Consider the following 24,856-nt stretch of genomic DNA (forward strand, 5'->3'; position numbering starts at 1 on the left):
GACGGGTGGAAAGCGGCAAGGACTGCAGATGGGGGACTGCACGCCTCCGCCGGCGTCCCATGCCCTTCACTCTTCCCCATCGGCTCCGTCCGGCGACTGCCCTCCGACATCGGCGAACGGCGCCGCGCTCCGCTCGCCCGATGTCCCCGCAAGCCGGAGAAGGCTTTCGTCCTAGATATCGTCCTCTTCGCTCGGTCCCGCCATCATCGCTTCGGCGACGTCGTCGGTCTTGCGGCGGATCGCCGCCTCCAGCTTGGCGGCCATCTCGGGATTCTCGCGCAGGAACGTCTTGGCGTTCTCGCGCCCTTGGCCGATTCGCACCGAATCGTAGCTGAACCACGCGCCCGATTTCTCGACCAGGCCCGCCTTGACGCCGATGTCGAGGATCTCGCCGATCTTCGAGATGCCCTCGCCGTACATGATGTCGAACTCGACCTGCTTGAACGGCGGGGCGACCTTGTTCTTCACCACCTTCACGCGGGTGGAATTGCCGACGATATCATCGCGATCCTTGATCTGGCCGGTACGGCGGATGTCGAGGCGGACCGAGGCGTAGAATTTGAGCGCGTTGCCGCCGGTCGTCGTCTCCGGGTTGCCGTACATCACGCCGATCTTCATGCGTAGCTGGTTGATGAAGATCACCATGCAGCGCGAGCGGCTGATCGAGCCGGTCAGCTTGCGCAGCGACTGCGACATGAGACGAGCCTGCAGGCCGACATGGCTGTCGCCCATTTCGCCCTCGATCTCGGCCCTCGGCACCAGCGCGGCGACCGAATCGACCACCAGCACGTCGATCGCGTTGGAACGCACCAGCGTGTCGACGATCTCCAGCGCCTGCTCGCCGGTGTCGGGCTGCGAGACGATCAGCTCGTCGATGTTGACGCCCAGTTTCTTGGCATAGACCGGATCGAGCGCATGTTCGGCATCGACAAAGGCAGCGGTGCCGCCGCCCCTCTGCGCCTCGGCGATGACGTGGAGCGCGAGCGTCGTCTTACCCGAGCTTTCCGGCCCGTACACCTCGATCACGCGGCCGCGCGGCAGGCCGCCGACGCCGAGCGCGATGTCGAGCCCCAGCGAGCCGGTCGAGATCGCCTCGACCTGCATCGTTTCCTTCGAGCCCAGCCGCATCGCCGAACCCTTGCCGAAGGCGCGATCGATCTGCGCCAGCGCCGCATCGAGCGCCTTCTGCCTGTCCGAAACCGCCAGCTTGTCGATCATATCCGCGCTTGCCCCGATAACCTTGAGTGATGCGGCCATCTGCCAGTCTCCCAGTTAGAGCGGGACCGCGCGGGCATCAATGCGCGTCCTCCGTCACGGGAGCATGTATCATGTATGTTCTTTTGGAACAAGAGCGGAACAAATATCAGGCGACAGAGTCGATAGCCTGCTCGATTCCATTCAATGTGAATGGCTTGGACAGCACCGGTGCGGTGGCGTGACGCTCGGGCGGGGCCTCGGTGTGGCCTCCCGTCGCCAGAATGAAGGGGATGTCGCGATCGGCCAGCGCGTCCGCGACGGGCCAACAGGAACGGCCGTGGAGATGGACATCGAGGATCGCCAGATCGAAGCCACCGGCCTCGGCCTGCGCCAGCGCGCCCTCCACCGTGTCCTCGGTGCCCGCCACCTGATGACCGAGACTGTCGATGAAATCCTCGAGCATCATCGCGATGAGCGATTCGTCCTCGACGATCAGGATGGAGCGTGTGGCCATACCGTTCGCCTAGCGCGCCAAGCCGTTGCTGGACAAGCGTTTATCGCGCCTTTTCGGCTTTTGCATGGCGAGCGAGCGCGTCGCGCGCCGCCTCGGCCAGCTGCTGCACCGAGAAGGGCTTGGCGAGGAAGGAAACATTGTCGAGGTTGATCGAGCGGCGAAGCTGTTCCTCGGCATAGCCCGACATGAACAGGATCGGCAGCTCCGGGAAACGCTCGCGGGCGTGGGCGACCATGGTGGGGCCGTCCATAGTCGGCATCATCACGTCTGAGATCAGTAGGTCGAAACCGCTGCTCGCCTCGCCCGCCGGCACCTGATTGAGGATTTCCAGCGCCTCCTCGCCATTCGCCGCCGTGCGGACCTGATAGCCCTGCCGCGACAGCGCGCGCTCGGCGACGGAGCGGACCATGTCCTCGTCCTCCACCACCAGGATCGATCCGGAACCCCACAATTCCTGGGGTGCCTCCTTGACTTTCTCCTTTTCGGGCGAGGCGATCTCGCCGTGGAAGACGGGCAAATAGACGACGAAGCTCGTCCCCTTCCCCATCTCCGAATCGGCGAAGATGAAGCCGCCCGATTGCTTGACGATGCCATAGACGGTGGAGAGGCCGAGGCCGGTGCCCTTGCCGACATCCTTGGTGGTGAAGAAGGGCTCGAAGATCTTGGGCAGCACATCGGGCGGGATGCCGGTACCGGTGTCGGTGACGCTGAACGCCGAATAGTCGCCCGCCGGCAGGACATCGGCGCCAAGGCGGCGGACCTCGGCGGCAGATACGCCATAGGTGCGGATCGTCAGCACGCCGCCGTCCGGCATGGCGTCGCGCGCATTGACGGCGAGGTTGACGATCACCTGCTCAAGCTGCCCGGGATCGGCGCGCACCGGGCCGATCGAACGGCCGTGGTTGATGACGAGCTGCATCGATTCGCCCATCAGGCGGCGCAGCAGGTTGGAGACCTCCGAGATCACGTCGGGCAGTTGCAGCACCTGCGGGCGCAGCGTCTGCTGGCGCGAGAAGGCGAGCAGCTGGCGGGTCAGGCCGGCGGCGCGGTTGGCGTTGTGGCGGATCTGCTGGATGTCGTCGTAATCGCTATCGCCGGGCGTGTGGCGCATCAGAATCAGGTCGCAATGGCCCAGCACGGCAGTCAGGATATTGTTGAAATCGTGCGCCACGCCGCCGGCGAGCTGGCCGACCGCCTGCATCTTCGTGGCCTGCGCGACCTGGCGCTGGAGGCGCCCTTCCTCGGCCGAATCCTTGAGGGAGAGGATGACGGCGGCATCCCCCAGCCCGCGCGCGGACGCGACGGTGAGCGAGACGGGCTCGTCCGGCCGGTGGCGCAAGCGCACCGCGACGTCGCCGGAGAAGATCGGTGCGTTGCCGAACGGGCCGGAGGCAGGCTTGGCGCCCGCGAAACGCCGTACCGCGTCGGACACCGCCGACTTGTCCTCCTTCACGACGAGGTCGCTCGGATAGACGGCATGCTCCACATCGCTCATCCCGGCGGCGGCGCGGAACGCCTCGTTCTGGAAGAGGAAGCGCCCGTCGCGATCGATCAGCGCGAGGCCGAGCGGCAGCATGCCGAGAAGGCCGTAGAGATCATCCGGCCTCGTGGAACTTTCCGGAACGCGCTGCGCGGGATCGTCGAACAGCAGCATGGCCGCGGCGCCGGCGGCGAGCTCGCCATCGTCGAGCGGAACGTGGAGCAGCCGCAGCGGATCGGCATCCTCCGGATCGCGGGCGAAGTGGAGCGCGCCATCCTCGTCCTGCGTCAGGCAGGCGGCGAAATCCCGGCCGGTGATGCTGCTCACCTGCGGCCCGATGGCGCGTGCGATGAAGACCTTGTTGGCGACGAGCACACGCCCGCGCTCGTCGATCAGGGCGGCCATCAGGCCGGCGCGGCCCAGCCGGTCCCCGAAGCCTCCGCCGACGAGGCGCAGCGCATCGGTGCGCCCCTCGCCACGCCCGTCGCCGATCCGCCAAAGCAGATGATCCTCGCCAACCCCGGCACGCAGCACATGCAGCGTCACGCGGGTGCTGCCGAGCGCGACCTCGGCATCGCCCTCGCGCCAGGCCGAGCGGCCGGCGGCGGCGACCGTCTCGGCATAGAGATCGAGGCCCGGCAATGCGGGCGGCACGGCGGCGGCGCCGAAGCGATCGACATAGGCGACGTTGGCGGCGATCATCCGACCGGCGCGGTCGGTGATCGCGGCGGGCTCCTCGCAGACGTCCAGCGCGGCGCGGAGCAGCGCGCGATCTGGGCGCGGGGCGGACTCCGCCACCACGCCAACGCGCATCCGCGCAGCGAGCACGATGGCGGCGGCGATGGCGGCGAAACCGACGAGGAAGCCGACCGCGAAGCGCCAGTCTCCCGCCGCGCGCGCCAGCATGACGGCGGAGGCGACACCGAGGCCCGCAACGCCGGCGGCGATCAGCCGGTCCGGCGTCAGCGTCACTTTCGCCGGCGCGGCGGCACGCAGGGGAATGGGCTCGGCACGAAGGGCAGGCAGACGCATGGCCCCTATTCGGCGCGGCGGGGCGGGTTCGTCAACGGCCCGCGCATGCCTTCATCCGACTATCACCACACGTTCACGCGCTGATCCGGCGGGAGATACAGCTTCTCGCCCGGCTTCACGTCGAACGCCTTGTACCAGAGATCCTTGTTGCGGACCTCGTCGGTGCGCTGCTGGCCCGGCGAATGCGGGTTGGTCAGCACCTGCTGGCGCAGGATCGGATCGCGATACTTGGTGCGCCACACCTGCGCATAGCCGAGGTAGAAACGCTGATCCCCGGTGAAGCCGTCGATCACCGGCGCATCCTTGCCGCCGAGCGACAGTTCGTAGGCGTCGTGGCTCACCGAAAGTCCCGCGAGATCGGCCATATTCTCGCCTAGCGTCAGCTTGCCGTTGACGTGCAGGCCGGGCAACGGCTCGTAGGCGTCATACTGCGCGACGAGCTTGTCGGTCATCGCGGTGAAGCGCGAGACGTCCTGCGGCGTCCACCAGTCGGTGAGCGCGCCATGCGCGTCATACTTGCGGCCCTGATCGTCGAAATGGTGGCTGAGCTCGTGGCCGATCACCACGCCGATGCCGCCATAGTTCACCGCCGGATCGGCCTTCGGATCGAAGAAGGGCGGCTGCAGGATCGCCGCCGGGAACACGATCTCGTTCATCGAGAAGTTCGCGTAGGCGTTAATCTCCATGGGGGTCATGCCCCACTCGCCGCGATCGATCGGCTGGCCGAGCTTGTTGAGGTTGCGCTGATATTCGAAGCCGTTCGAGCGTGCGACGTTGCCGACCAGATCGCCCGGCTTGATCACCAGCGTCGAGTAATCGCGCCACTTGGTCGGGTAGCCGATCTTGGGCGTGAAGGCCGCGAGCTTGGCGAGCGCCTTCTGCTTGGTGGCGTCGTCCATCCAGGTGAGCTTGGGGATGCGCTGGCCCATCGCGGCGATGATGTTGTGGACGAGCGCGTCGGCCGCCGCCTTCGCCTCGGGCGGGAAATATTTCGCGACATAGACCTGGCCGACCGCCTCGCCCATCCCGTTGGAGACGAGGCTGACGCCCCGCTTCCAGCGCGGCTGGTTCTGCGGCGTGCCGGACAGTTCGGTGCCGTGGAAGGCGAACTGCGCGTCGACGAAATCCTTGGAGAGATAGCGCGCATATTCGTCCAGGGTGCGGACGGTCGCATAATCCTTCAGCACCGCCAGCGGCGTGTCCGCGAACAGCTTGGCCTCGCCCGCGAAGGCGGTCGGCTCGGCAACGAGGAACGCCTTCTGCCCGCCGAGGCCGAGGGCCGTCATGTAGGCGCCCCACGGGAAGCCCGGCGCCTTGGCGTCGAAATCGGCAGCCGACCACTTGTTATAGACCTTGTCGGCGTCGCGCGTGTCCTCGGGCGCCCACTGGACCTTGGCGATCTCCGTCTCGAACGCCATGATCGCCTGCGCGCGGGCCGCGGCATTGGGCTCACCGGCCAGCGTCAGCAGCCTGGTCATGTAGGCGACGTAGGCCGTGCGGTTCTTCGCCAGCGCGGGATCGTCCTTCAGGTAATAATCGCGGTTGGGCAGGCCGAGGCCGTCCTGACCGAACTGGGCGATGTAGGCGTCCGGATTCTTGTCGTCCTGGCCGACGCCCGTGTAGAACGGCGTGGTGATGCCGATGCGGTTGAGCTTCGCCATCTCGGCGGCGAGCGCGGCCTTGTCCTTGGCGGCCTTGATGTCGGCCAGCCACGGCTTCACCGGCGTGGCGCCCTTCGCGTCGGCCGCCTTCTCGTCCATGAAGCTCGCGTAGAACATGCCGATCTTGCTGCCCGGCTGCTTCTGCGCATCCTCCAGGATGCCGCGCGTGCGGGCGAGGCTCAGATCCTGCAGCTTGTGAAACATGCCGTAGCTGGAGCGATCGGCGGGAATCTCGGTTGTCTTCTGCCAGGTGCCACTGGCGTAGCTGTAGAAATCGTCGCCCGGCTTCACGGACTTGTCCATGCCGGCGGTGTCGAAGCCGAAGGTGCCGTAGGTCGGCGCGCCGGCGACGGCGGGGGCGCCGCCGGTGGTGGCGGGCGCGAGGAAATCGGGGGTGGCGGCCGGAGCGGCACCGGCGAGCACGGTGGATGCCAGAAGGGCGACGAAGGTCAGACGCATGGGGAATCCCTCAACCTTGGTGTATGAGGAATGCATAGCACCGCGCCCGGATGGTGCAAGGCTGCGACAAGTAGCGAGCGCCTATTTCACTTTTGCAACAGGCAACGGCGGTACAACAGGCAGCGGCGGATTAGCCCCGCTCGCGCATGATCCTTGCCTGATCCCGCTTCCAGTCGCGTTCCTTGGCCGTCTCGCGCTTGTCGTGGAGCTTCTTGCCCTTGGCGAGCGCCAGCTCGACCTTCGCGCGGCCCCGCTTGTTGAAGTAGATGGCGAGCGGGATCAGCGTCATGCCCTCGCGGTTGACGCCCTGCGCCATCTTGTTGATCTCGCGCTCATGGAGCAGCAGCTTCCGGGGCCGGCGCGGCTCGTGGTTGAAGCGGTTGCCGTGGCTGAACTCCGGGATGTTGGCGTTGATCAGGCTGACCTGGCCGTCCCTGATCTCGGCATAGCTCTCCGCGATCGTCCCCTCGCCGAAGCGCAGCGACTTCACCTCGGTGCCGGTCAGGGCGATGCCGGCCTCGAAGAATTGCTCGAGGAAATATTCGTGCCGCGCGCGCCGGTTCTCGGCGACGATCTTGGTCTTCTCGAATTCGATGGGCTTGGGACGGGACATAATGAGTTTCGCAATATCGGAAGGAACGGTGCGGTATCAATGCTTGCCGAGGATGGTCGTGATCCGATCCTCGATAACGGTCGGCATGCCATGCCAGCCGCCACGCCAATCATGTCCTGCACCTTCGATCTCAAGCTGATGGTAAAGGCCACCCGCCGCGATGCGCGGATCGTCCACGAACGTGGGCTGCGCGGTCAGGCAGGGATCCGCGATCAGCGCATCGATCTCGCGGCTCTCCGCTTCGGACAGGGTGCGCCCGATCGTCGGCATGATCGTGGGCTTCGCATCGGCGATCCAGACACGCGTCGATCCGACCCCGTCCACTCGCCACCATCCAGCGGAATCGCGGGTCGCGACGACGCTGAAGGTCGTCGTGGCGAGGTCACCGCCATTCGCGAACCAGAGAATGCGAGGCCCGGTCTCGGGTGGAGGCGAGGCCCGCAGCGCGTCCCTCAGCTTGCGGTGCCCCTTGATGTCCGATGAAGGCAGTTTCCAGGACAGATGGCTCCCCTTCGCCAGCATGTCGGGCGCACCGGCGCAGGACGCATATCGGGGGTCATCCGGCACGGCGGGAGCGTGGGGCGCCGGCGCAGGACCGAGCGCCATGGCCTGCAACGCCGCCATCAGCATCAACATCAGACCAGCCCCGCCACCTTCAGCGCTGCGTCCACGGCCTTGCGGCTCGCCTCGCCGGCAGGGGTCATCGGCAGGCGCAGATCGTCCGGGAAGCCCGAGCGGATTGTGTTGAGGGCGTACTTCACCGGCCCCGGTGAGGCATCGGTGAACAAAGCGGTGTGAAGCGGGAAGAGCCTGTCCTGCAGCGCAAGCGCCCGCTTCCACTCGCCGTGCAGGCAGGCATGCTGGAACTCGGCGCACAGCTTGGGCGCGACGTTGGCGGTGACAGAGATGCAGCCCGCGCCGCCCATCGCCATGAAGCCCAGCGCCATGTCGTCATTGCCCGAAAGCTGGCAGAAATCCTCCCCGCAGGCGAGGCGCTGCGCGGTCACCCGCTCGGCCTTGCCGGACGCGTCCTTGATGCCGACGATGCTCTTGATCTCGGCCAGCCGACCCAGGGTCTCGGGCAGGATGTCGGTCACGGTGCGGCCCGGCACGTTGTAGACCACGATCGGCATGTCGCAGTGATCGGCCAGATAGGCGAAGTGGGCGTAGATGCCCTCCTGGTTGGGCCGGTTGTAATAAGGCAGCACGACCAGCGCCGCCGAGGCGCCCGCCGCATAGGCCGACCGCATGTGATCGAGCGCCACCAGCGTGTCGTTGGAGCCGCAGCCCGCAATCACCGGCACGCGCCCCGCCGCCTGCTCGACGCAGACCGCGACCACCCTGTCATGCTCGGCGATCGACATGGTCGCCGATTCGCCGGTCGTGCCGCAGGGCACAAGAGCGGACGATCCCTGCTCGATCTGCCAGTCCACGAAGCTGCGAAAAGCGACCTCATCGAAGCGACCGTCGCGAAAAGGCGTCACCAGAGCGGGAATCGAGCCCGAGAACATCATGCACTCCTTCACGCCGACACCGCGGTGCGGCATAGTCCACCCATGGCCGGGGGGGTCTCATATTCAGCGCCTGATAAGGAGCGGGTTGGCATGATGTCCAGCATGCTCCATCGACGACTGATGCTTATCGGTCCCTTCGCGCTTCTCGGCGCCGCCGCGCTCGGTGCCTCGCTCACCCCCCAGCAGGTCTCCTGGTATCGTAGCCAGCTTGGCCTTTCCGCCACGATGCCCGCCTCCAACGGCGGCTATACTTACGCCGCGCCCGCCGCCGGCAGCGTGGGATTGCAGACCGATCCGATCGCGGAAGCGCTCGTCCAGTGGCGGCGGCTGCGTCAGTCGAGCAACCTGCTGTTCCAGGATTATGCGAACTTCCTGCTCGCCCATCCGGGCTGGCCCGGCGAATCGGCGATGCGCAAGATGGCCGAGCAGCAAATCCAGGCGGACGTGACGCCACCGGATGCCGTGATCGCCTTCTTCACCCGCTTCCCGCCGACCACGGGCACCGGGCAGCTACGATTCGCCGAGGCGCTCTACGTGCGCGGCCGGGCACCCGAGGCGCAGACGGCGGCGAAGGCGGCCTGGGCGTCGGGGCAGCTCAATCTCGTCGACGAGGGGCGGCTGACCGCCGCCTTCGGATCGGCGCTTACGCAGGACGATCAGGACAAGCGCATGGAGGCGCTGCTCTGGGCGCGCAATACCGGTGCGGCACAGCGCCAGCTCGCTCTGGTGAGCCCGGCCCGACAGGCGCTCTACGGGACGCGGCTGGCCTATCAGCTGCGCTCGCCCGACGCGGCGCAGCGGGCGGCGGCGCTGGGCACGACGGCGAACAACGACGCCGGTTATCTCATCGATCGCTCTACCTGGCTGCGGATGACGGGTCAGGAGGGCGTTGCACGCTACGAGATGGCACAGCCGCACCGGCTCGACGCGCCGGCCTATGACGGCCGCCGCTTCATGGAACAGCAGCTATCGTTCGCGAAGGGCGCGGCGAACGACGGCAACTGGGCGCAGGCCTTCGGCATCGCCAGCCAGCTGACCGACATCTACCCGCTCGGCGCGGACCTGCGCGCGCTGCCGTTCAACCAGCGCGACCCCTATACCAGCCTCGCCTGGCTGGCCGGCACGGCGGCGATGCAGCACCTCCAGCGCCCGGCCGACGCGGTGGCGATGTTCCGGCTCTACGGCGATGCCTCACAAAGCCCCAATTCGCGCGCCAAGGGCTATTACTGGGCGGGGCGCGCGGCGCTTCTGGCCGGCGATCAGGCGGGTGCGCAGGCCTATTTCGCCAATGCCGCCGCCTTCCCGGACCAGTTCTACGGCCAGCTCGCGCTGGAACGTGCGGGCCGGCCGATCCCGGCCCCGCAGGTCGCAGACTATACTCAGATCCCGGAAGCCGATCGTGCCACCTTCGAGGCGCGCGAGGTGGTCAAGGCGGCGCGCATCCTCGGCCAGCTCGGCGACTGGACCGATCAGAGCGTATTCCTGCGCGTCATCGGTGCCCAGGCGGCGCTTTCGGATTCGGATCACCTGCTCGCCGCGAACCTCGCCCGCGAGCTGGGCCGCATGGATCTAGGCGTGATGGCCGAGCGCGCCGCCAAGCCGGAGAGCGCCAGCGATTACGTCCGCTCGGGCTTCCCCACCCTGCCGGTACCGTCCGATCTCGCCAACAACTTCTCCTTCATCCACGGCATCATGCGGCAGGAAAGCCAATTCGACAGGCAGGCGGTCTCCGGCGCCGGCGCGCGCGGCATGATGCAGCTGATGCCGACCACCGCGCGCGAGCAGGCGACCGCGCTCGGCCTGCCCTACGATTTCATGCGGCTGACCAGCGATCCCGGCTACAATATGGAGCTGGGCTCCGCTTATTTCGGGCGGATGATGGACCAGTTCGGGGGCAGCTACATCCTCGCCATCGCCGCCTACAATGCCGGCGCCGGCAACGTCCGCAAGTGGATCGCGGCGAACGGCGATCCACGATCAGGCGGCGTCGATCCGGTGAACTGGATCGAGCAGATTCCCTTCGGCGAGACGCGCGGCTACGTCCAGAACGTGCTCGCCAACGTGGTTGTGTATGACACGATCAATCCGGCCCGCGCCGGGCAGGGCAACGCCAACCGCCTCTCCTTCTACCTCGGCAAGACGACGGCCGGCTAAGTTTCATGGACCGCCCGAACTACATCACGCCGCAGGGCTATGCGGCGATGCGCGCCGAGTATCAGCGCCTGTTCGAGACCGAACGGCCTGCCTTGGTCGAGACGATCAGCTGGGCTGCGGGCAATGGCGATCGCTCCGAGAACGGCGATTACATCTACGGCCGCAAGCGTCTGCGCGAAATCGACCGCACGCTGAACCATCTCTCGAAGAAGATGAAGGCGGCGCAGGTGGTGGACCCCGCCAAGCAACCCGAGCGCGGCAAGGTGTACTTCGGCGCCACCGTCACCATCGCCGATGAGGACGACAATGAGCGCATCGTCACGCTGGTCGGCGAGGACGAGGCGGACGCCGGTGCGGGACGGATAAGCTGGCATTCCCCGCTGGCGCGGGCCTTGCGGGGCGCGGCGGCGGGGGACTTGCGCCGCGTGATGCTGCCGAGTGGGGAAAAGGAATATGAGGTGGTGGGGATCGCTTATCCCTCCCCGTAAAATTCCGTTCGGGCTGAGCCTGTCGAAGCCCTGCCCTTTCTTCTTCCCGCGTTGAAAGAAGAAGGACAGCCTTTCGACAAGCTCAGGGCGAACGGTTGTGGATCAACGCCACCTTAACCCTGTTCCGCTACCCCGCCCGCATGCGGCTGCAGCAGGTCACCGAGCGCTATCTCCTCATCGTCGGCAATCTGCTGGTGATCGGCCTGTTCTGCATCGACATCTCCCAGCTTCACAGCCTGCGCGTCGGCGACAACGTGATGTGGGGCCGCGATTTACTGAACCTGTGGGCCGGCGGCCGGCTGGCGATCTCGGGCAGGCTCGACGCGCTCTACGATCTCGGCCGGTATCATGATTTCCTGCAAGCGAGCTTCGGTCCGCTGGCGTTGCACATCTATTCCTATCCGCCGACATCACTGCTGCTCGACGTGCCGTTCGGCGCCCTGCCCTATCCGGTCGCCTACGCTCTGTGGACGATCGGAGGCGCTGCGCTGTTCTTCTTCGCGGCGCGCCCGCATCTCCGCGAGGCCGGGTTGCCCACATGGCTGGCGCTCGCGACGCCCGCCGCAACGATCAACTTGTGGGCCGGGCATTTCGGCTTCCTGATTGGCGCGCTGTGGCTGCTCGCCTTCCGCGATTTCGATGCGCGGCCGAAGCGCGCCGGCCTCACCACCGCGCTGATGGCGGTGAAGCCGCACATGGCGCTGCTGATCCCGCTGCTGCTGCTCCGCCGGACGCGGTGGACGACGATCCTCGTGGCCAGCGCGGGAGTCGCGCTGATCGGCGCCGCCAGCCTGCTGGCCTTCGGGCCGGCGCTGTGGAGCACCTATCTCAACGCCACCGCCGCGCTCGAGATGTCGACCATGGCGATGGGCGGCCAGTTCTTCCAGACGATGATGGTGACGACGACGGTGGCGATGCACCAGCATGCGCTGACGGCGCCGCTGGCGGGCGTCGCGCAAGTGGCAACGGCGGTGGTTGCGCTGGTCCTGCTGTGGCGCGCTGCGGGCCGCGACTTGCCGCTGGCGAGCCTCTGCTTCCCGGCCGCGACCGCGACCTTCCTCGTCCTGCCTTATGCCTTCGACTACGATATGACGGTCGCGACGCTCGGCCTGATCCTCACCATGCATCGCCGATGGCATGCGCTCGCCGGCTGGGAGCGCGCGGTGCTGGGCGCCGGCTTCCTCGCGCCGCAGGGGTGCATCCTGCTGGCGATGACGGGCGTACCGCTGGTGCCGGTGATCCTGATTGCCGCGCTCTTCGTTCAATTGCGAGCCGAGGGGCTACTTCCAAAATCCGTTCGGGCTGAGCCTGTCGAAGCCCGGTCCTTTTCTTGAAGCGCTGAAAAGAAGGACAGCCCTTCGACAGGCTCAGGACGAACGGTTTGGGTGCGTGAAGGTCACCCCTCCACGTCGATCCCGAAATGCTCCTTCGCGAGCTTCGCTACCTCCGGGTCGGCGGCGGGCGGCTTCATTGGCACGGCTTTCTCCAGCACGTCGGCGATGTGGGTCAGCGCCGCGATGCGGGCATATTTCTTGTGGTTGGCGTCGATCACCTTCCACGGCGCCCAGCGCGTGTCGGTGCGATCGAACATCTCCTCCATCGCGGCGAGATAATGATCGCGCTTGTCACGGTTGCGGAAATCGTCCGCCGCCAGCTTCCAGCGCTTCCACGGATGCTCCAGCCGGGCCTTCAGGCGCTTGTCCTGTTCCTCCTGCGTGGTGTGCAGGAAGATCTTGATCACCGGCGTACCGCTGTCCTTCTGCTGCGCCTCGAACTCGTTGATCTCGTCATAGGCGCGGCGCCATTCCTTTTCGGAGGCGAAGCCCTCGACGCGTTCGACCAGCACACGGCCGTACCAGCTGCGATCGAAGATGTTGATGTGCCCGTCGGGCGGCAGCTTGGTCCAGAAGCGCCAAAGGAAGTGCCGCGCCAATTCCGGCGGGGTCGGCGCCTTGATCGGCCAGACCTCGAAATAGCGCGGGTCCCAGTTGGACGTCAGCCGCTGGATGGTGCCGCCCTTGCCGGCCGCGTCCCAGCCTTCGAACATGATGATCGCGCGGCGCTTGTGGACGATGTGCGCGATCTGGATCTGCTCGAGGCGCGCCTGCACCGCCGCCAGCTGCTCGGCATAGTCGCCGTCCAGCTTCGTGTCTGTCTCGTAATCGGCCAAGCGGATCGCCATGCTCTTGGAGCTAGGCGACCGCTTGCCTCCTTGCGAGATGGGGTAGCGCGGGGTGCGTCCCACCACGGTACAGTCTCCTCGTTCGTTACGGCCGAGGAGAAAAAGAACCTCAGGCGTTATCGGGTTCCACGACGCGGATGTGAAGCTCGCGCAGCTGCTTGGGTCGGACCTGCGCGGGCGCCCCCATCATCAGGTCCTCGGCCTTCTGGGTCATCGGGAAGACGATCACTTCGCGGATGTTGGGCTCGTCGGCCAGCAGCATGACGATGCGATCGATCCCCGGCGCCGAACCTCCGTGCGGCGGCGCGCCGAACTTGAAGGCGTTGATCATGCCGGCGAACTCGCGATCCACTTCCTCGCGGCTGTAGCCGGCGATCTCGAACGCCTTGTACATGATGTCCGGCCGGTGGTTCCGGATCGCGCCCGAGGACAGCTCCACGCCGTTGCAGACGATGTCGTACTGATAGGCCAGGATATCGAGTGGATCCTTGGTCTCCAGCGCCTCCAGCTCGCCCTGCGGCATCGAGAAGGGGTTGTGGGAGAAGTCGATCTTCTTCTCTTCCTCGTGATATTCGAACATCGGGAAATCGACGATCCAGCAGAATTCGAAGCGCTTGTCATCGATCAGGCCGAGCTGCTCGGCCACGCGGGTGCGGGCGAGCCCGGCGAGACGCGCCGCCTGGTCGACCTTGCCGGCGGCGAAGAACAGGCCGTCGTCCGGGGCGAGGCCGAGGCTGTCGGCGAGCGCGGTCATCTTCTCCTCGCCATGGTTCTTGGCGATCGGGCCGCCCCACTCGCCGCCCTTGCGGGTCGCGTAGCCGAGGCCGGCGAAGCCCTCCGACTGCGCCCACGAATTCATGTCGTCGAAGAACTTGCGGCTCTTCTCTGCGGTGCCCGGCGCGGGGATGGCGCGCACCACGTCGCCGCCCTCGACGATCGAGGCGAAGCGGCCGAAGCCCGAACCGACGAAATGCTCCGAGACGTCGCTGATCAGGATCGGATTGCGCAGATCCGGCTTGTCGTTGCCGTATTTCAGCATCGATTCGCGATACGGGATGCGGCGGAAGGGCAACGCCGAGACGCTGCGGCCCTTGCCTTCGAAATCGGCGAACTCCTCGAACACACCGTGCAGCACCGGCTCGATCGCGGCGAACACGTCGTCCTGCGTGACGAAGCTCATCTCGAAATCGAGCTGGTAGAATTCGCCCGGCGAACGATCGGCGCGCGCATCCTCGTCGCGGAAGCAGGGTGCGATCTGGAAATAGCGATCGAAGCCCGCCACCATCAGCAGCTGCTTGAACATCTGCGGCGCCTGCGGGAGCGCGTAGAACTTGCCGGGATGCACGCGGCTCGGCACCAGATAGTCGCGCGCGCCTTCCGGCGAGGACGCCGTCAGGATCGGCGTCTGAAACTCGGTGAAGCCCTGATCGATCATGCGGCGGCGGATCGAGGCGATCACCTGGCTGCGGAGAACGATATTTTTGTGGATGCGCTCGCGGCGCAGATCGAGATAGCGGTATTTGAGGCGGATATCCTCAGGGTACTCCTGCTCGCCCGCGACCGGCATCGGCAGCTCGGAGGCGGCCGACTGCATGGTCACGCTCTTCGCGCGCACCTCGATCTCGCCGGTGGCGAGGTTGGAATTCTTCGCTTCGGCCGAACGCGCCTCGACGACGCCCTCGATGGTGATCACGCTCTCGGCACGTACGCTCTCCAGCGCCTTGAGCGCCTCCGAGTCCGAGTCCGTCACGATCTGGACAAGGCCGTAATGATCGCGCAGGTCGACGAACAGCACGCCGCCATGGTCACGCTTGCGGTGCACCCAGCCGGAAAGGCGGACATTCTGCCCAACGTCGCTCGAACGAAGCTGGGCGCAGGTGTGGGTGCGATAGGCGTGCATCGGAGATACGGTCCGTCTGAATAATGAAAGGCCGTGCGCTTCCGGCGCCAAGCCCTCTTTGTCAAGGCGCGGCGGTCTGTTTATGGAAGGTTCATGCTTATTCATCCGCTTGTCACAGACAGTGATATCCTTGCCGACCTTTGCAGCCGCCTCGCCCAAAGCCCTTATGTGGCCGTGGACACCGAGTTCATGCGCGAGAACAGCTACTGGCCGGAGCTGTGCCTGATCCAGATCGCCGACGACAACGAGGCCGCCGCGATCGATCCCAAGGCGCCGGGCATCGACATGACACCTCTGCTCGACCTGATGGTGAACAACGAGGATGTCCTCAAGGTCTTCCACGCGGGCGGCCAGGATCTCGAGATCGTCCACAATCTGACCGGCAAGACCCCCTTCCCGCTGTTCGACACGCAGATCGCGGCGATGGCGCTGGGGATGGGAGAGCAGGTCGGTTATTCAAACCTCGTCGAGAGCTGGACCGGCGTGAAGCTGGACAAGGGCGCACGCTTCACCGACTGGGCGCGCCGCCCGCTCGACAAGCGCCAGATCGACTATGCGATCGGCGACGTCACCTATCTGGTGAAGATCTTCCCCAAGCTGCTCGATAAGCTGAAGCGCACCGGGCGCGGCGCCTGGCTCGATCAGGAGATGGAGCGGCTCGGCGATCCATCCAACTACGTCAACGAGCCCGATCAGGCGTGGCATCGCGTGAAAGTGCCGAGCCGCCGCGCCGATGTGCTGGGGCGCCTCAAGGCGCTAGCGGCGTGGCGCGAGCGCGAGGCGCAGGGCAAGGACCTGCCGCGCGGCCGCATCATGAAGGACGAGACGCTGGCCGACATCGCCAGCCATCCGCCGCGCGAACAGAAGGACCTCGCCAAGGTGCGGGGCCTCTCGCAGAGCTGGGCCGGCAACGACATCGGCGCGCGGCTGATGGGCGCGCTGGAGGCGGCCACCAACCTTCCCGACGACGAGATGCCGGCACGCGAGGATCGCAAGCCCGGCCTCGGCAAGGACGGTGCGCTGGTGGCGGACCTGCTCAAGCTGCTGCTCAAGATCCGCGCGAAGGAGACCGACGTGGCGCCGCGCCTGATTGCCCGTTCGGACGATCTGGAACTGCTGGCGGCGGGGCGCCGCGACGGCCTCTCGATCCTCGAAGGCTGGCGCTACGAGCAGTTCGGCCGCGATGCGCTCGATCTGGTCGAGGGCCGGATGGGCTTCGCCGTGCAGAACGGCAAGCTCAAGATGACCCGGCTGGACGAAGCGGCGGAGTAAGCGAGCCGCTCCCTTCCAGGAAGAGGGAAATAGTCACATCGCCATCTTGTTCAGCATGTCGATATGGCTCTGCACCACCGGCGCGATCTTGCCGGCGGTTTCCTTGAGGTGCTTCGCCCGGCCGTCGTTGGAATAGCCCTGCATCAGCGTGAGCGCGTCGGCATGCGCCGCCTTCTGCTGGGTCACGTAGAGACTGTCCCGCGCTGCGCCCTTCGAAGCCGCGAGTGCCGCCAGATCGGATTTCTGCTTGGCTGACATCATCGGCGGGGCAGCCTTGATGCCGTCCGCCTTGGCGGCCGCCTTCACCATGTCGGTGCTCTTGGTGTGATCGACAGTCATCTGCTTGGCGAACGCCGCGACGTCGCCATTGGTGGAGGTCGTCATGATCGCCGCCTCCTTGCGCTCCCACAGGTCGCTGGCGCCGGCCTTGGCGATGAACTGCTTGCCCGTCATGGCAGGCGCCGCAATCGCGGGGGTGGTCAGTGCGGCGAGGGTCGCGGCGCCGATCAGCAGGCGTAGGGTCATAGTGTCTCTCCTGTTCTCACGACGCTGAAACGCCTGGAAAGACGCTATTCTCCCGTGGAGAATCGAAACTGATACAGGTTGAGGACAGCCCCTTGCCGTCCGGCGCGCCGCATGCCACCTCTCGCGACAACATGCGGGAGAAGGAACTGAGGCTGGCGCTGGTCTGCTACGGCGGAATCAGCCTCGCCGTGTACATGCACGGCATCACCAAGGAGATCTGGCATCTCGCCCGCGCCAGCCGCGCCTTCACCGCCGGCGACGATTGCGAGACGGCGAGCGAGACGGTCTATCGCCGCCTGCTGGAATGCATGGGCGCGGAAGCCGACATCCACCTGCGCGTGCTGGTCGACATCATCGCGGGCGCCAGCGCGGGTGGCCTCAATGGCATCTTCCTCGCGCAAGCCATCTCGCGCGGGCAGACGCTCGATCCGCTGACCGGGCTATGGCTGGAGAAGGCGGATGTCGAGGAACTGGTCGATCCGCAGGCGAAGGCCGGATCGCGCTTCTCCAAGCTGTGGGCGACGCCGATCGCCTGGGCCTGGGCGAGCCGGCAGGGCGGGTTGGAGGATACGGTTGAGCCCGCCGCCCGGTCGGAGGTGAAAAGCAAGCTCGGCACCTTCGTGCGCGGCCGCTGGTTCGAGCCGCCTTTCGCCGGTGCCGGCTTCACGGAGCTGATCCTCGATGCGCTCGATGCGATGGCTGCAGGGCCAGCCGGCCAGCCGCTGCTGCCGGACGGCCAGCCGCTCGACCTGATGGTTACGGTCACCGATTTCCACGGCCACCCGGAGCGCCTGCGCCTCCACTCGCCCGACGAAGTGATGGAGACCGAGCATCGCCTCACCCTCGCCTTTACCGATCGCGGCCATCGCGATGCGCAAGGCGAGCGGCTGATCGCCGACACCGCCGAACTCGCCTTCGCGGCGCGGGCGACCGCCAGCTTCCCCGGCGCCTTCCCGCCCTTCCGGGTGTGCGAACTCGACGAGGTGCTGGCCGGGCGCGAGCAGCCGTGGCTGGGCCGCGACGCCTTCCTGTCGCGCGCCCTCCCCCGTCACCACGCTGCGGGTCATGCCGAGACCGCCACGCTGATCGACGGATCGGTTCTCGCCAACGCCCCTTTCCGTCCGGCGGTCGACGCACTGCGCAACCGCCCGGCGCGGCGCGAGATCGACCGGCGCTTCGTCTATATCGATCCCCACCCCGGAACCCGCAGCTTCCGCCTCAGCCACAGCGGCGAGGCTGAAGCGCCGGGTTTCTTCCAGACAATCTTCGGCGCGATGTCCGATATCCCGCGCGAGCAGCCGATCCGCGACAATCTGGAGACGATCGAGGGCCGATCGCGCCGCATCGAGCGGATGCGCACCCTCACCGACGCGATCCGCCCCGAGGTGGAGGCGGCCGTCGAGGAGGCACTGGGCAAGACCTTCTTCCTCGATTCGCCCACCGCCGCGCGCCTGCTGGCGTGGCGCGCGAAGGCGCACGATCGCGCCACCAAGGGGGCGGGCTATGCCTTCGCCTCCTATGGCCACCTCAAGCTCAACACGGTGGCGGAGGAGCTGGCGATCCTGCTCCATTCTCTCGGCGGGCCGGCGCACCACCCCTCGCTTCCCATCTATCGCCACGCCATCGCCGCCTATGTCGAGGGGCAGGGCCTGCGCGATGTCCACGCTCTCTCCGCCAGCGGTGCCTCCGATGCGGCGGTGCTGTTCTTCCGTCGCCACGATCTGCGCTTCCGTATCCGCCGCCTGCGCTTCCTCGCCCGCCGGATCGAGGCGATGGAGCAGGCCGGCGAGGTGCCGCGCGAGGCGGCGCAGATCATGCGCGAAGGGCTGTTCGACGCGCTCACCCCGTATCTCGATCGCCAGTCCGACGATTTCTACGACGAGCCGATCCGCGCCGCCGCCCGCATCGCGGTGGAGCAGGCCGGCGCCGCGCTCGACATGATCGCCGAGCGGCGCGGCCTCCAGATGCTCGATGATGCCGCCGACGAGCGCCTCGCCGCCGCCTTCAACGCGCTGCCCAAGGGCGACGCGCGGCGGCGGATGCTGCTCGCCTATCTCGGCTTCCCCTTCTACGACATCGCGGTCCTGCCGCTGCTGCAGGGCGAGGGGCTGGACGAGTTCGATCCTGTGAAGGTCGATCGCATCGCGCCGGAGGATGCCCGCGCGATCCGCTCTGGCGGAGCGGAAGCGACGCTGAAGGGCATCCAGTTCAACAGCTTCGGCGCCTTCTTCAGCCGCGCCTATCGCGAGAACGACTATCTGTGGGGTCGCCTCCACGGCGCCGACCGGCTGATCGACATCGTCGCGTCCACACTACCGCAAGGCCGCACGTTGCGAGCGGGCGCGATCAGCGGCCTCAAGCGCGATCTGTTCCGCGCGATCCTGACGGAAGAGCGCGATCGACTGAAACACGTGCCGGAGCTGTTCGAGGCGCTGGAGCGCGAGGTAGGCTAAGGGACTCGCATCGCGGAACGATCGCGCTTAGGCTCCGCCTCATGCAGTTTCTCAAGACCCTGTTCTGGGTGGTGCTGGCGGTGGTCGCCGTGGTGTTCGCCATGCGCAACTGGACGCCGGTGCAGGTCAGCCTGTGGGGCGGCCTCATCGTCGAGGCCAAGCTCCCGATCCTCGTCTTCGGCGCGTTCCTGATCGGCTTCCTGCCGACCTTCGGCTGGCACCGCGCCTCGCGCTGGCGGATGCAGCGCCGGATCGAAAGCCACGAACGCGCGATCGCCGACATCAACCGGATCGAACCCGCCCCCGTCTTGACGCCGGCCGCCGCCTCGACCATCGAGCCGCCTGCCCAATCATGACCTACCGATCCCCCATCTTCGTCGCGCTCGACACGCCCGAGATCGAGCATGCCAAGGCGCTCGCCGCCAAGGTCCGCCACCATGTCGGCGGTATCAAGCTCGGGCTCGAATTCTTCGCCGCCAACGGCCGCCCCGGCGTGCGCGAGATGGCGGCGCTCGGCCTGCCGATCTTCCTCGATCTGAAGCTTCACGACATTCCCAACACGGTCGGCAAGGCGATGCACGCGCTGGCCTCGCTGGAACCGGCGATCGTGACGGTCCACGCCTCGGGCGGCCGCGCGATGATGGAGGATGCCAAGGCAGCCGCCCCGCTCGGCACCAAGGTGGTGGGCGTGACGATGCTGACCTCGCTCGACGAGAGCGACATCGACGCGGTCGGTTTCCGCGGCAACGCGCACGACCAGGTGACGCGGCTGACAGCGCTCGCCCGCGAGGCGGGGCTGGATGGCGTGGTCTGCTCGGGTGCCGAGGTGAAGGCCGCCAAGAAGCTCTGGCCGGGCGGCTTCTTCGTCGTGCCCGGCGTCCGGCCTGCCGATGGCCCGGTCGGCGACCAGAAGCGCGTGGTGACGCCGCGCCAGGCGCTCGATCACGGCGCCTCTGTGCTGGTCATCGGCCGCCCGATCACCAAGGCCGAGGACCCCGACATCGCCGCCCGCGCGATCGAGGCGACGCTCTAGGCGTCACTTCGTCTTGCGATAGGCCGCCAGCGACCGTTCGCGCGCTTCCCGGTGGCCGATCAGCTTCTCCGGATAGTCTTCCGGCCGGCAGCCGGCATCCTCGGGATCGTGGATGACGTCATCGTCCAGATCGCGCAGCTCCGGCACCCACTCGCGGATATAGTCCGCCGCGTCGAACTTCTCCGACTGGCTGAGCGGCGCCATGATGCGCGGGAACATGTTGGAATCGACGCCGGTTCCCGCCGTCCACTGCCAGTTGACCGAGTTGTTGCCGTAATCGGCATCGACCAGGCAGTCCCAGAACCAGCGCTCGCCCTCGCGCCAGTCGATCAGCAGGTGCTTGATCAGGAAGCTGGCGGCGATCATCCGCACGCGATTGTGCATCCAGCCCGTCGCCCAGAGCTGGCGCATGCCCGCATCGACGATCGGGTAGCCGGTGCGCCCCCGCTGCCAGGCACGCAGATCGGACTTCGCCGCCTTGCCGGTGCGCCACGGCATCTTGTCGAACTGCTCGCGCGTGCTCTTCCGCCCCACATCGGGATATTGCAACAGGATGCCCTGCGCATAATCGCGCCAGCCGATTTCGCCGAGGAAGGTGCGCACCGATCCGCCTTCGCCCGCCACGCGATGCCATATCTGGCGTGGCGTGATCTCCCCGAAATGCAGATGCGGCGAAAGGCGCGAGGTTCCCTCCCGCGACGGCAGGTTGCGCGTCGCCTCGTAATCCGCCGCCTCGCCGACGAACTGGTCGAGCCGCTTGCGCGCGCCATCCTCACCCGGCTCCCAATCGGAGAAGCCGGTCGCCCAGTCCGGCTTGGATGGAAGCAGGCCCCATGATCCCAGCGCTTCGGTGGTCGGCCATTTCGAGGGTGTCGGGATCTTCGTCGGAGAGCGGACAGGATCGTCCGGCGGCATATGATGCGAGAGCGCGCGCCAGAAAGGCGTATAGATCTTGAACGGCTTGCCAGCCCCGGTGGTAATCGATCCCGGCGGCGCCAGCTGGTTGCCGTCATGCAGGCAGAGATCGAGTGTCTTCGCCAGATTCTCCTCGGCCTTCGCCCACCACGGCTCGTAATGGCGGATGGCGTGGACGGCCTTCGCGCCTGTGTCCTCTGCAAGCTTCGCCAGCATCTCAGCCGCATTGCCCCGCCGCAGGATCAGCCGCGATCCCTTGTCGCGCAACGCCTTGCCGAGCGCGGTCAGGCTGCGATGCAGCCACCAGCGCGAGGCGCCGCCCATCGTATGGTCGCCAGGGCCGTCATCGTCGAGCACATAGACCGGGATCACCGGCCCATCATGGCAGGCGGCGACGAGAGCGGGCTGATCGGACAGGCGCAGGTCCTGCCGGAACCAGAGGATGACAGGCTTGGTCATCCGTCTTCAAGCGCTCACTCGGCGCGCGGTTCCTTGTCGACCATCCAGGTCTGGCCCTTGCCGATCAGCGTCTGGAGATCGGCCGCCTTGCCTTCGGAGGCCTTGGCGTTCTGCTCGACGACCGCGCTCTCGAAGGTCGGCGCCGGGCTGTTGTAGATCGTGCCGAGCGCGACCGGATAGGCGCCGAACGGCATTTCGACGAGCATGTGGGCGATACCACGGTTGGTCTCGTCATGCACGATCACGGCCGCCGCCTGCCAGTCGCCGTCGGTGACATCGACTACCTTGAGCGTCAGCGTGTTTACGTCGAGCGTCAGACCTTTGGCGCCGCCATCGAACAGCATCGGCTTGCCGTTCTCCAGCCAGAGCTGCTTGGCGCCAGCCTGCGCCTTCTCGGTGAAGGGGGCGAACACTTCGTCATTGTAGACGATGCAATTCTGGAAGATCTCGACGAAGCTCGCGCCCTTGTGGGCATGCGCCGCCTTGAGGACCGTAGGCAGGTTCTTGTGCACGTCGATGCCGCGGGCGACGAAGCGCGCGCCCGATCCGAGCGCGAAGGCGCAGGGATTGGCCGGACGATCGACCGATCCGAACGGCGTCGACGGCGAACGCGTGCCGACCCGGCTCGTCGGAGAATATTGTCCTTTCGTAAGGCCGTATATCTCGTTGTTGAAGAGCAATATCTGGCAATCGAGATTGCGGCGCAGCAGGTGCATCGTATGGTTGCCGCCAATCGACAAGGCATCGCCGTCGCCGGTGATGATCCATACGTCGAGATCGGGATTGGCGAGCTTGATCCCCGTCGCCACCGCCGGCGCGCGACCGTGGATGGTGTGGAAACCGTATGTTTCCATATAATAAGGGAAGCGAGAAGAGCATCCTATACCGCTGACGAATACCGTGTTTTCAGGTTTGACGCCCAATTCTGGCATGGTGCGCTGGACCGCCTTGAGCACGGCATAATCGCCGCAGCCCGGGCACCAGCGAACTTCCTGATCGGTCTCCCAGTCCTTGGGCTTCGAAACGAAGGGAGTCATGTCGTTCATGCGAGCGCACTTTCGATGGCGGCTTCGATCTCCGCAATGCGGAAGGGCTGGCCGGAGACCTTGTTGAGCGGGCGGGCGTCGACGAGATATTGATCGCGCAGCACGGTCTTGAGCTGGCCGGTATTCATTTCGGGCACGAGGATCCTGCCATAACTTCTTAGTAAGTCGCCGAGGTTGCCCGGCATCGGCCAGATATGGCGAAGATGGATATGGCTGACGTCCAGTCCTTTGGATCGAGCCCGGCGCACCGCCTGGTGGATCGGCCCGAAGGTCGATCCCCAGCCGATCACGACCAGCTTCGAACCTTTCTCACCGAGGGTCACGTCCTGAGACGGGATGTAAGCAGCGATACCGTCCACCTTGTCCTTGCGGGCATCGGTCATCGCCTGATGGTTGGCGGGGGCGTAATCGATGTTGCCGGTGTCGATCTTCTTCTCGATGCCACCAATGCGATGGAGCAAACCGGGCGTACCGGGCTTCACCCACGGTCGTGCGCCCTTCGGGTCGCGCGCATATGGCAGGAACTTCCCGCCCTCGGCCGGGGCGTCCGTGCGGAACGCCACCGGGAACGGTGCATAGCCGCCCATATCCGGCACCTTCCACGGCTCCGCGGCATTGGCGATATAGCCGTCCGTCAGCAGCATCACCGGCGTCATGAACTGAGTCGCGATCCTACAGGCCTCAATCGCGCAATCGAAGGCGTCAGCTGGCGAGCGCGCGGCGATCACCGGCATCGGCGCGTCGCCATTTCTGCCGTAAACTGCTTGATATAGATCCGATTGCTCGGTCTTGGTGGGAAGCCCGGTCGATGGCCCCCCACGCTGGCTGTTCACCACGATCAGCGGCAGCTCGGTCATGATCGCGAGGCCAATCGCCTCCCCTTTCAGCGCGATGCCAGGGCCGGACGAAGAGGTGACGCCCAGCTTGCCCGCATAAGAGGCACCGATCGCGCTCGCCACGGCGGCGATTTCGTCCTCGGCCTGGAAGGTGGTGACGCCATATTCCTTGAGGCGCGACAGGTGGTGCAGGATCGCCGACGCCGGGGTGATCGGATAGCCGCCGAAAAACATGTCGACGCCCGCCAGCTTCGATCCCGCCACGAGGCCGAGCGAGATCGCCTCGGCGCCCGTCACAGTGCGATAAAGGCCCGGCTCGGCCGGTGCGGGGGCGACGCTGTGCTGCTGGAGCCCGGCAACGTCGCCGCCGATCTCCGCCGTCTCGCCGAAGGCATGGCCCGCATTGAGCGCGGCGATATTGGCCTCGGCCAGTTCGGGCGCCTTGGCGAATTTGGTCTTGAGCCAGTCGACCAGCGGCGCGCGATCGCGATCGAACATCCAGAGCGCCAGCCCCAGCGTCCACATGTTCTTACAGCGCAGCGCCTCTTTGTTGCCGAGCCCGAAGGGCTTCACGGCATCAAGGGTGAGCTGCGAGATGTTAAGCTTGAACAACTGCCATTTGGCTAGGCTGCCGTCGGTGAGCGGATTGCCGCCTTCCGCATAGCCCGCCTTGGCGAGGTTCCGCGCGGTGAACTCGCCTTCGTCGGCGATGATCAGGCCGCCCGCCTTGAGGGCATCGACATTGGTTTTCAGCGCCGCCGGGTTCATCGCCACCAGCACGTCGGGCTGGTCGCCGGCCGTCTCGATCGCGGTCGAGCCGAAATTGATCTGGAAGGCGGAGACGCCGAAGGTGGTACCCTGCGGCGCGCGGATCTCGGCGGGGAAATCGGGGAAGGTGGCGAGGTCGTTGCCGGCGAGCGCAGTGGAGAGCGTGAACTGCCCTCCGGTCAGTTGCATGCCGTCGCCCGAATCTCCGGCGAAGCGGACGACGATCGATTCCGGCGCGGGATGCGCATGCGCTTCTTCGGGAGTCAGCTCGCGCGTGGCTGTGGCCATAGTTTCAACACCCTCATGTCGCCGGCGCTTGCAGCGCTCTTGCAGGGATGAAGGTAGGCCCGCGCGC

The 24,856-nt window shown here is 66.4% G+C and carries 20 protein-coding genes; 7 read left to right on the top strand and 13 right to left on the bottom strand.

The features are described 5' to 3' along the window. Positions 1 to 171: 171 nt before the first annotated feature. The 7 genes from recA to dapA all read right to left on the bottom strand — a co-directional run bounded on the left by recA (position 172) and on the right by dapA (position 8,467). Positions 172 to 1,257: a recombinase RecA gene (gene recA / locus HZF05_RS16585; RefSeq protein ID WP_160362911.1), complete on the bottom strand. Its 1,086-nt coding sequence runs from the start codon at positions 1,255 to 1,257 to the stop codon at positions 172 to 174. A gap of 106 nt (positions 1,258 to 1,363) precedes the next feature. Beyond that, positions 1,364 to 1,711, bottom strand: coding sequence for a response regulator (locus HZF05_RS16590; RefSeq protein WP_160362912.1), 348 nt, complete (start codon positions 1,709 to 1,711; stop codon positions 1,364 to 1,366). 40 nt (positions 1,712 to 1,751) lie between these two features. Then, positions 1,752 to 4,223: a hybrid sensor histidine kinase/response regulator gene (locus HZF05_RS16595; RefSeq protein ID WP_181638901.1), complete on the bottom strand. Its 2,472-nt coding sequence runs from the start codon at positions 4,221 to 4,223 to the stop codon at positions 1,752 to 1,754. Positions 4,224 to 4,285: 62 nt separating this feature from the next. After that, positions 4,286 to 6,343 (bottom strand): M13 family metallopeptidase, encoded by a 2,058-nt coding sequence (locus HZF05_RS16600; RefSeq protein ID WP_160362913.1) that lies wholly within the window; start codon positions 6,341 to 6,343, stop codon positions 4,286 to 4,288. Positions 6,344 to 6,473: 130 nt separating this feature from the next. Beyond that, complete coding sequence (gene smpB / locus HZF05_RS16605) at positions 6,474 to 6,956, bottom strand: SsrA-binding protein SmpB (RefSeq protein WP_160362914.1); 483 nt, start codon at positions 6,954 to 6,956, stop codon at positions 6,474 to 6,476. Positions 6,957 to 6,992: 36 nt separating this feature from the next. Further along, positions 6,993 to 7,592, bottom strand: a complete 600-nt coding sequence (locus HZF05_RS16610) for a hypothetical protein (RefSeq protein WP_160362915.1) — start codon at positions 7,590 to 7,592, stop codon at positions 6,993 to 6,995. Continuing rightward, positions 7,592 to 8,467, bottom strand: coding sequence for a 4-hydroxy-tetrahydrodipicolinate synthase (gene dapA, locus HZF05_RS16615; RefSeq protein ID WP_160363144.1), 876 nt, complete (start codon positions 8,465 to 8,467; stop codon positions 7,592 to 7,594). The genes HZF05_RS16610 and dapA overlap by 1 nt, the downstream gene beginning before the upstream one ends. Before the next feature lie 93 nt (positions 8,468 to 8,560). On the opposite strand from dapA, the gene HZF05_RS16620 reads away from it, so the two are divergent. The 3 genes from HZF05_RS16620 (at position 8,561) to HZF05_RS16630 (ending at position 12,446) form a co-directional block, all read left to right on the top strand. Continuing rightward, positions 8,561 to 10,624 (top strand): lytic transglycosylase domain-containing protein, encoded by a 2,064-nt coding sequence (locus HZF05_RS16620; RefSeq protein WP_246332053.1) that lies wholly within the window; start codon positions 8,561 to 8,563, stop codon positions 10,622 to 10,624. A gap of 5 nt (positions 10,625 to 10,629) precedes the next feature. After that, complete coding sequence (gene greB, locus HZF05_RS16625; protein ID WP_160362916.1) at positions 10,630 to 11,112, top strand: transcription elongation factor GreB; 483 nt, start codon at positions 10,630 to 10,632, stop codon at positions 11,110 to 11,112. Between the two features lie 95 nt (positions 11,113 to 11,207). Next, positions 11,208 to 12,446 (top strand): glycosyltransferase family 87 protein, encoded by a 1,239-nt coding sequence (locus HZF05_RS16630; RefSeq protein WP_160362917.1) that lies wholly within the window; start codon positions 11,208 to 11,210, stop codon positions 12,444 to 12,446. Between the two features lie 62 nt (positions 12,447 to 12,508). Here the strand turns inward: HZF05_RS16630 and HZF05_RS16635 are convergent, their stop codons facing one another. Both HZF05_RS16635 and aspS read right to left on the bottom strand, forming a co-directional pair. Beyond that, positions 12,509 to 13,294, bottom strand: coding sequence for a polyphosphate kinase 2 family protein (locus HZF05_RS16635; protein WP_160362918.1), 786 nt, complete (start codon positions 13,292 to 13,294; stop codon positions 12,509 to 12,511). 109 nt (positions 13,295 to 13,403) lie between these two features. After that, entirely contained in the window at positions 13,404 to 15,194 is a 1,791-nt protein-coding gene (gene aspS, locus HZF05_RS16640) for an aspartate--tRNA ligase (protein WP_160362919.1), read from the bottom strand. A gap of 93 nt (positions 15,195 to 15,287) precedes the next feature. On the opposite strand from aspS, the gene rnd reads away from it, so the two are divergent. Next, positions 15,288 to 16,466, top strand: coding sequence for a ribonuclease D (gene rnd, locus HZF05_RS16645; RefSeq protein WP_160362920.1), 1,179 nt, complete (start codon positions 15,288 to 15,290; stop codon positions 16,464 to 16,466). Positions 16,467 to 16,499: 33 nt separating this feature from the next. Here rnd and HZF05_RS16650 read toward each other — a convergent pair whose 3' ends face one another. Beyond that, positions 16,500 to 16,991, bottom strand: coding sequence for a DUF4142 domain-containing protein (locus HZF05_RS16650; protein ID WP_246332054.1), 492 nt, complete (start codon positions 16,989 to 16,991; stop codon positions 16,500 to 16,502). A 131-nt stretch (positions 16,992 to 17,122) separates the two neighbouring features. Between HZF05_RS16650 and HZF05_RS16655 the strand changes: the two genes are divergently transcribed. From HZF05_RS16655 to pyrF, 3 genes are read left to right on the top strand one after another with little or no spacing between them, the layout of a single operon-like run. After that, the gene (locus HZF05_RS16655) at positions 17,123 to 19,444 is read left to right on the top strand and encodes a patatin-like protein (RefSeq protein ID WP_160363147.1); all 2,322 of its coding nucleotides are present in this window, start codon (positions 17,123 to 17,125) and stop codon (positions 19,442 to 19,444) included. Positions 19,445 to 19,485: 41 nt separating this feature from the next. Next, on the top strand, positions 19,486 to 19,800 hold the full coding sequence (locus tag HZF05_RS16660) for a LapA family protein (protein ID WP_160362921.1): 315 nt from the start codon (positions 19,486 to 19,488) through the stop codon (positions 19,798 to 19,800). Further along, the gene (pyrF, locus tag HZF05_RS16665) at positions 19,797 to 20,477 is read left to right on the top strand and encodes an orotidine-5'-phosphate decarboxylase (RefSeq protein ID WP_110157022.1); all 681 of its coding nucleotides are present in this window, start codon (positions 19,797 to 19,799) and stop codon (positions 20,475 to 20,477) included. The genes HZF05_RS16660 and pyrF overlap by 4 nt, the downstream gene beginning before the upstream one ends. Positions 20,478 to 20,480: 3 nt before the next feature. Here pyrF and HZF05_RS16670 read toward each other — a convergent pair whose 3' ends face one another. Genes HZF05_RS16670 through HZF05_RS16680 form a run of 3 tightly spaced genes read right to left on the bottom strand, consistent with a single transcriptional unit; the run spans position 20,481 to position 24,789 of the window. Beyond that, positions 20,481 to 21,851, bottom strand: a complete 1,371-nt coding sequence (locus HZF05_RS16670) for a cryptochrome/photolyase family protein (protein WP_160362922.1) — start codon at positions 21,849 to 21,851, stop codon at positions 20,481 to 20,483. A 14-nt stretch (positions 21,852 to 21,865) separates the two neighbouring features. Then, complete coding sequence (locus HZF05_RS16675; protein WP_160362923.1) at positions 21,866 to 22,897, bottom strand: 2-oxoacid:ferredoxin oxidoreductase subunit beta; 1,032 nt, start codon at positions 22,895 to 22,897, stop codon at positions 21,866 to 21,868. Continuing rightward, entirely contained in the window at positions 22,894 to 24,789 is a 1,896-nt protein-coding gene (locus HZF05_RS16680; RefSeq protein WP_160362924.1) for a 2-oxoacid:acceptor oxidoreductase subunit alpha, read from the bottom strand. Before HZF05_RS16680 ends, HZF05_RS16675 begins: the two co-directional genes overlap by 4 nt. Positions 24,790 to 24,856 lie beyond the last annotated feature (67 nt).

It is taken from the genome of Sphingomonas chungangi (genome assembly GCF_013778325.1).
Classification (GTDB): Bacteria; Pseudomonadota; Alphaproteobacteria; order Sphingomonadales; family Sphingomonadaceae; genus Solisphingomonas; species Solisphingomonas chungangi.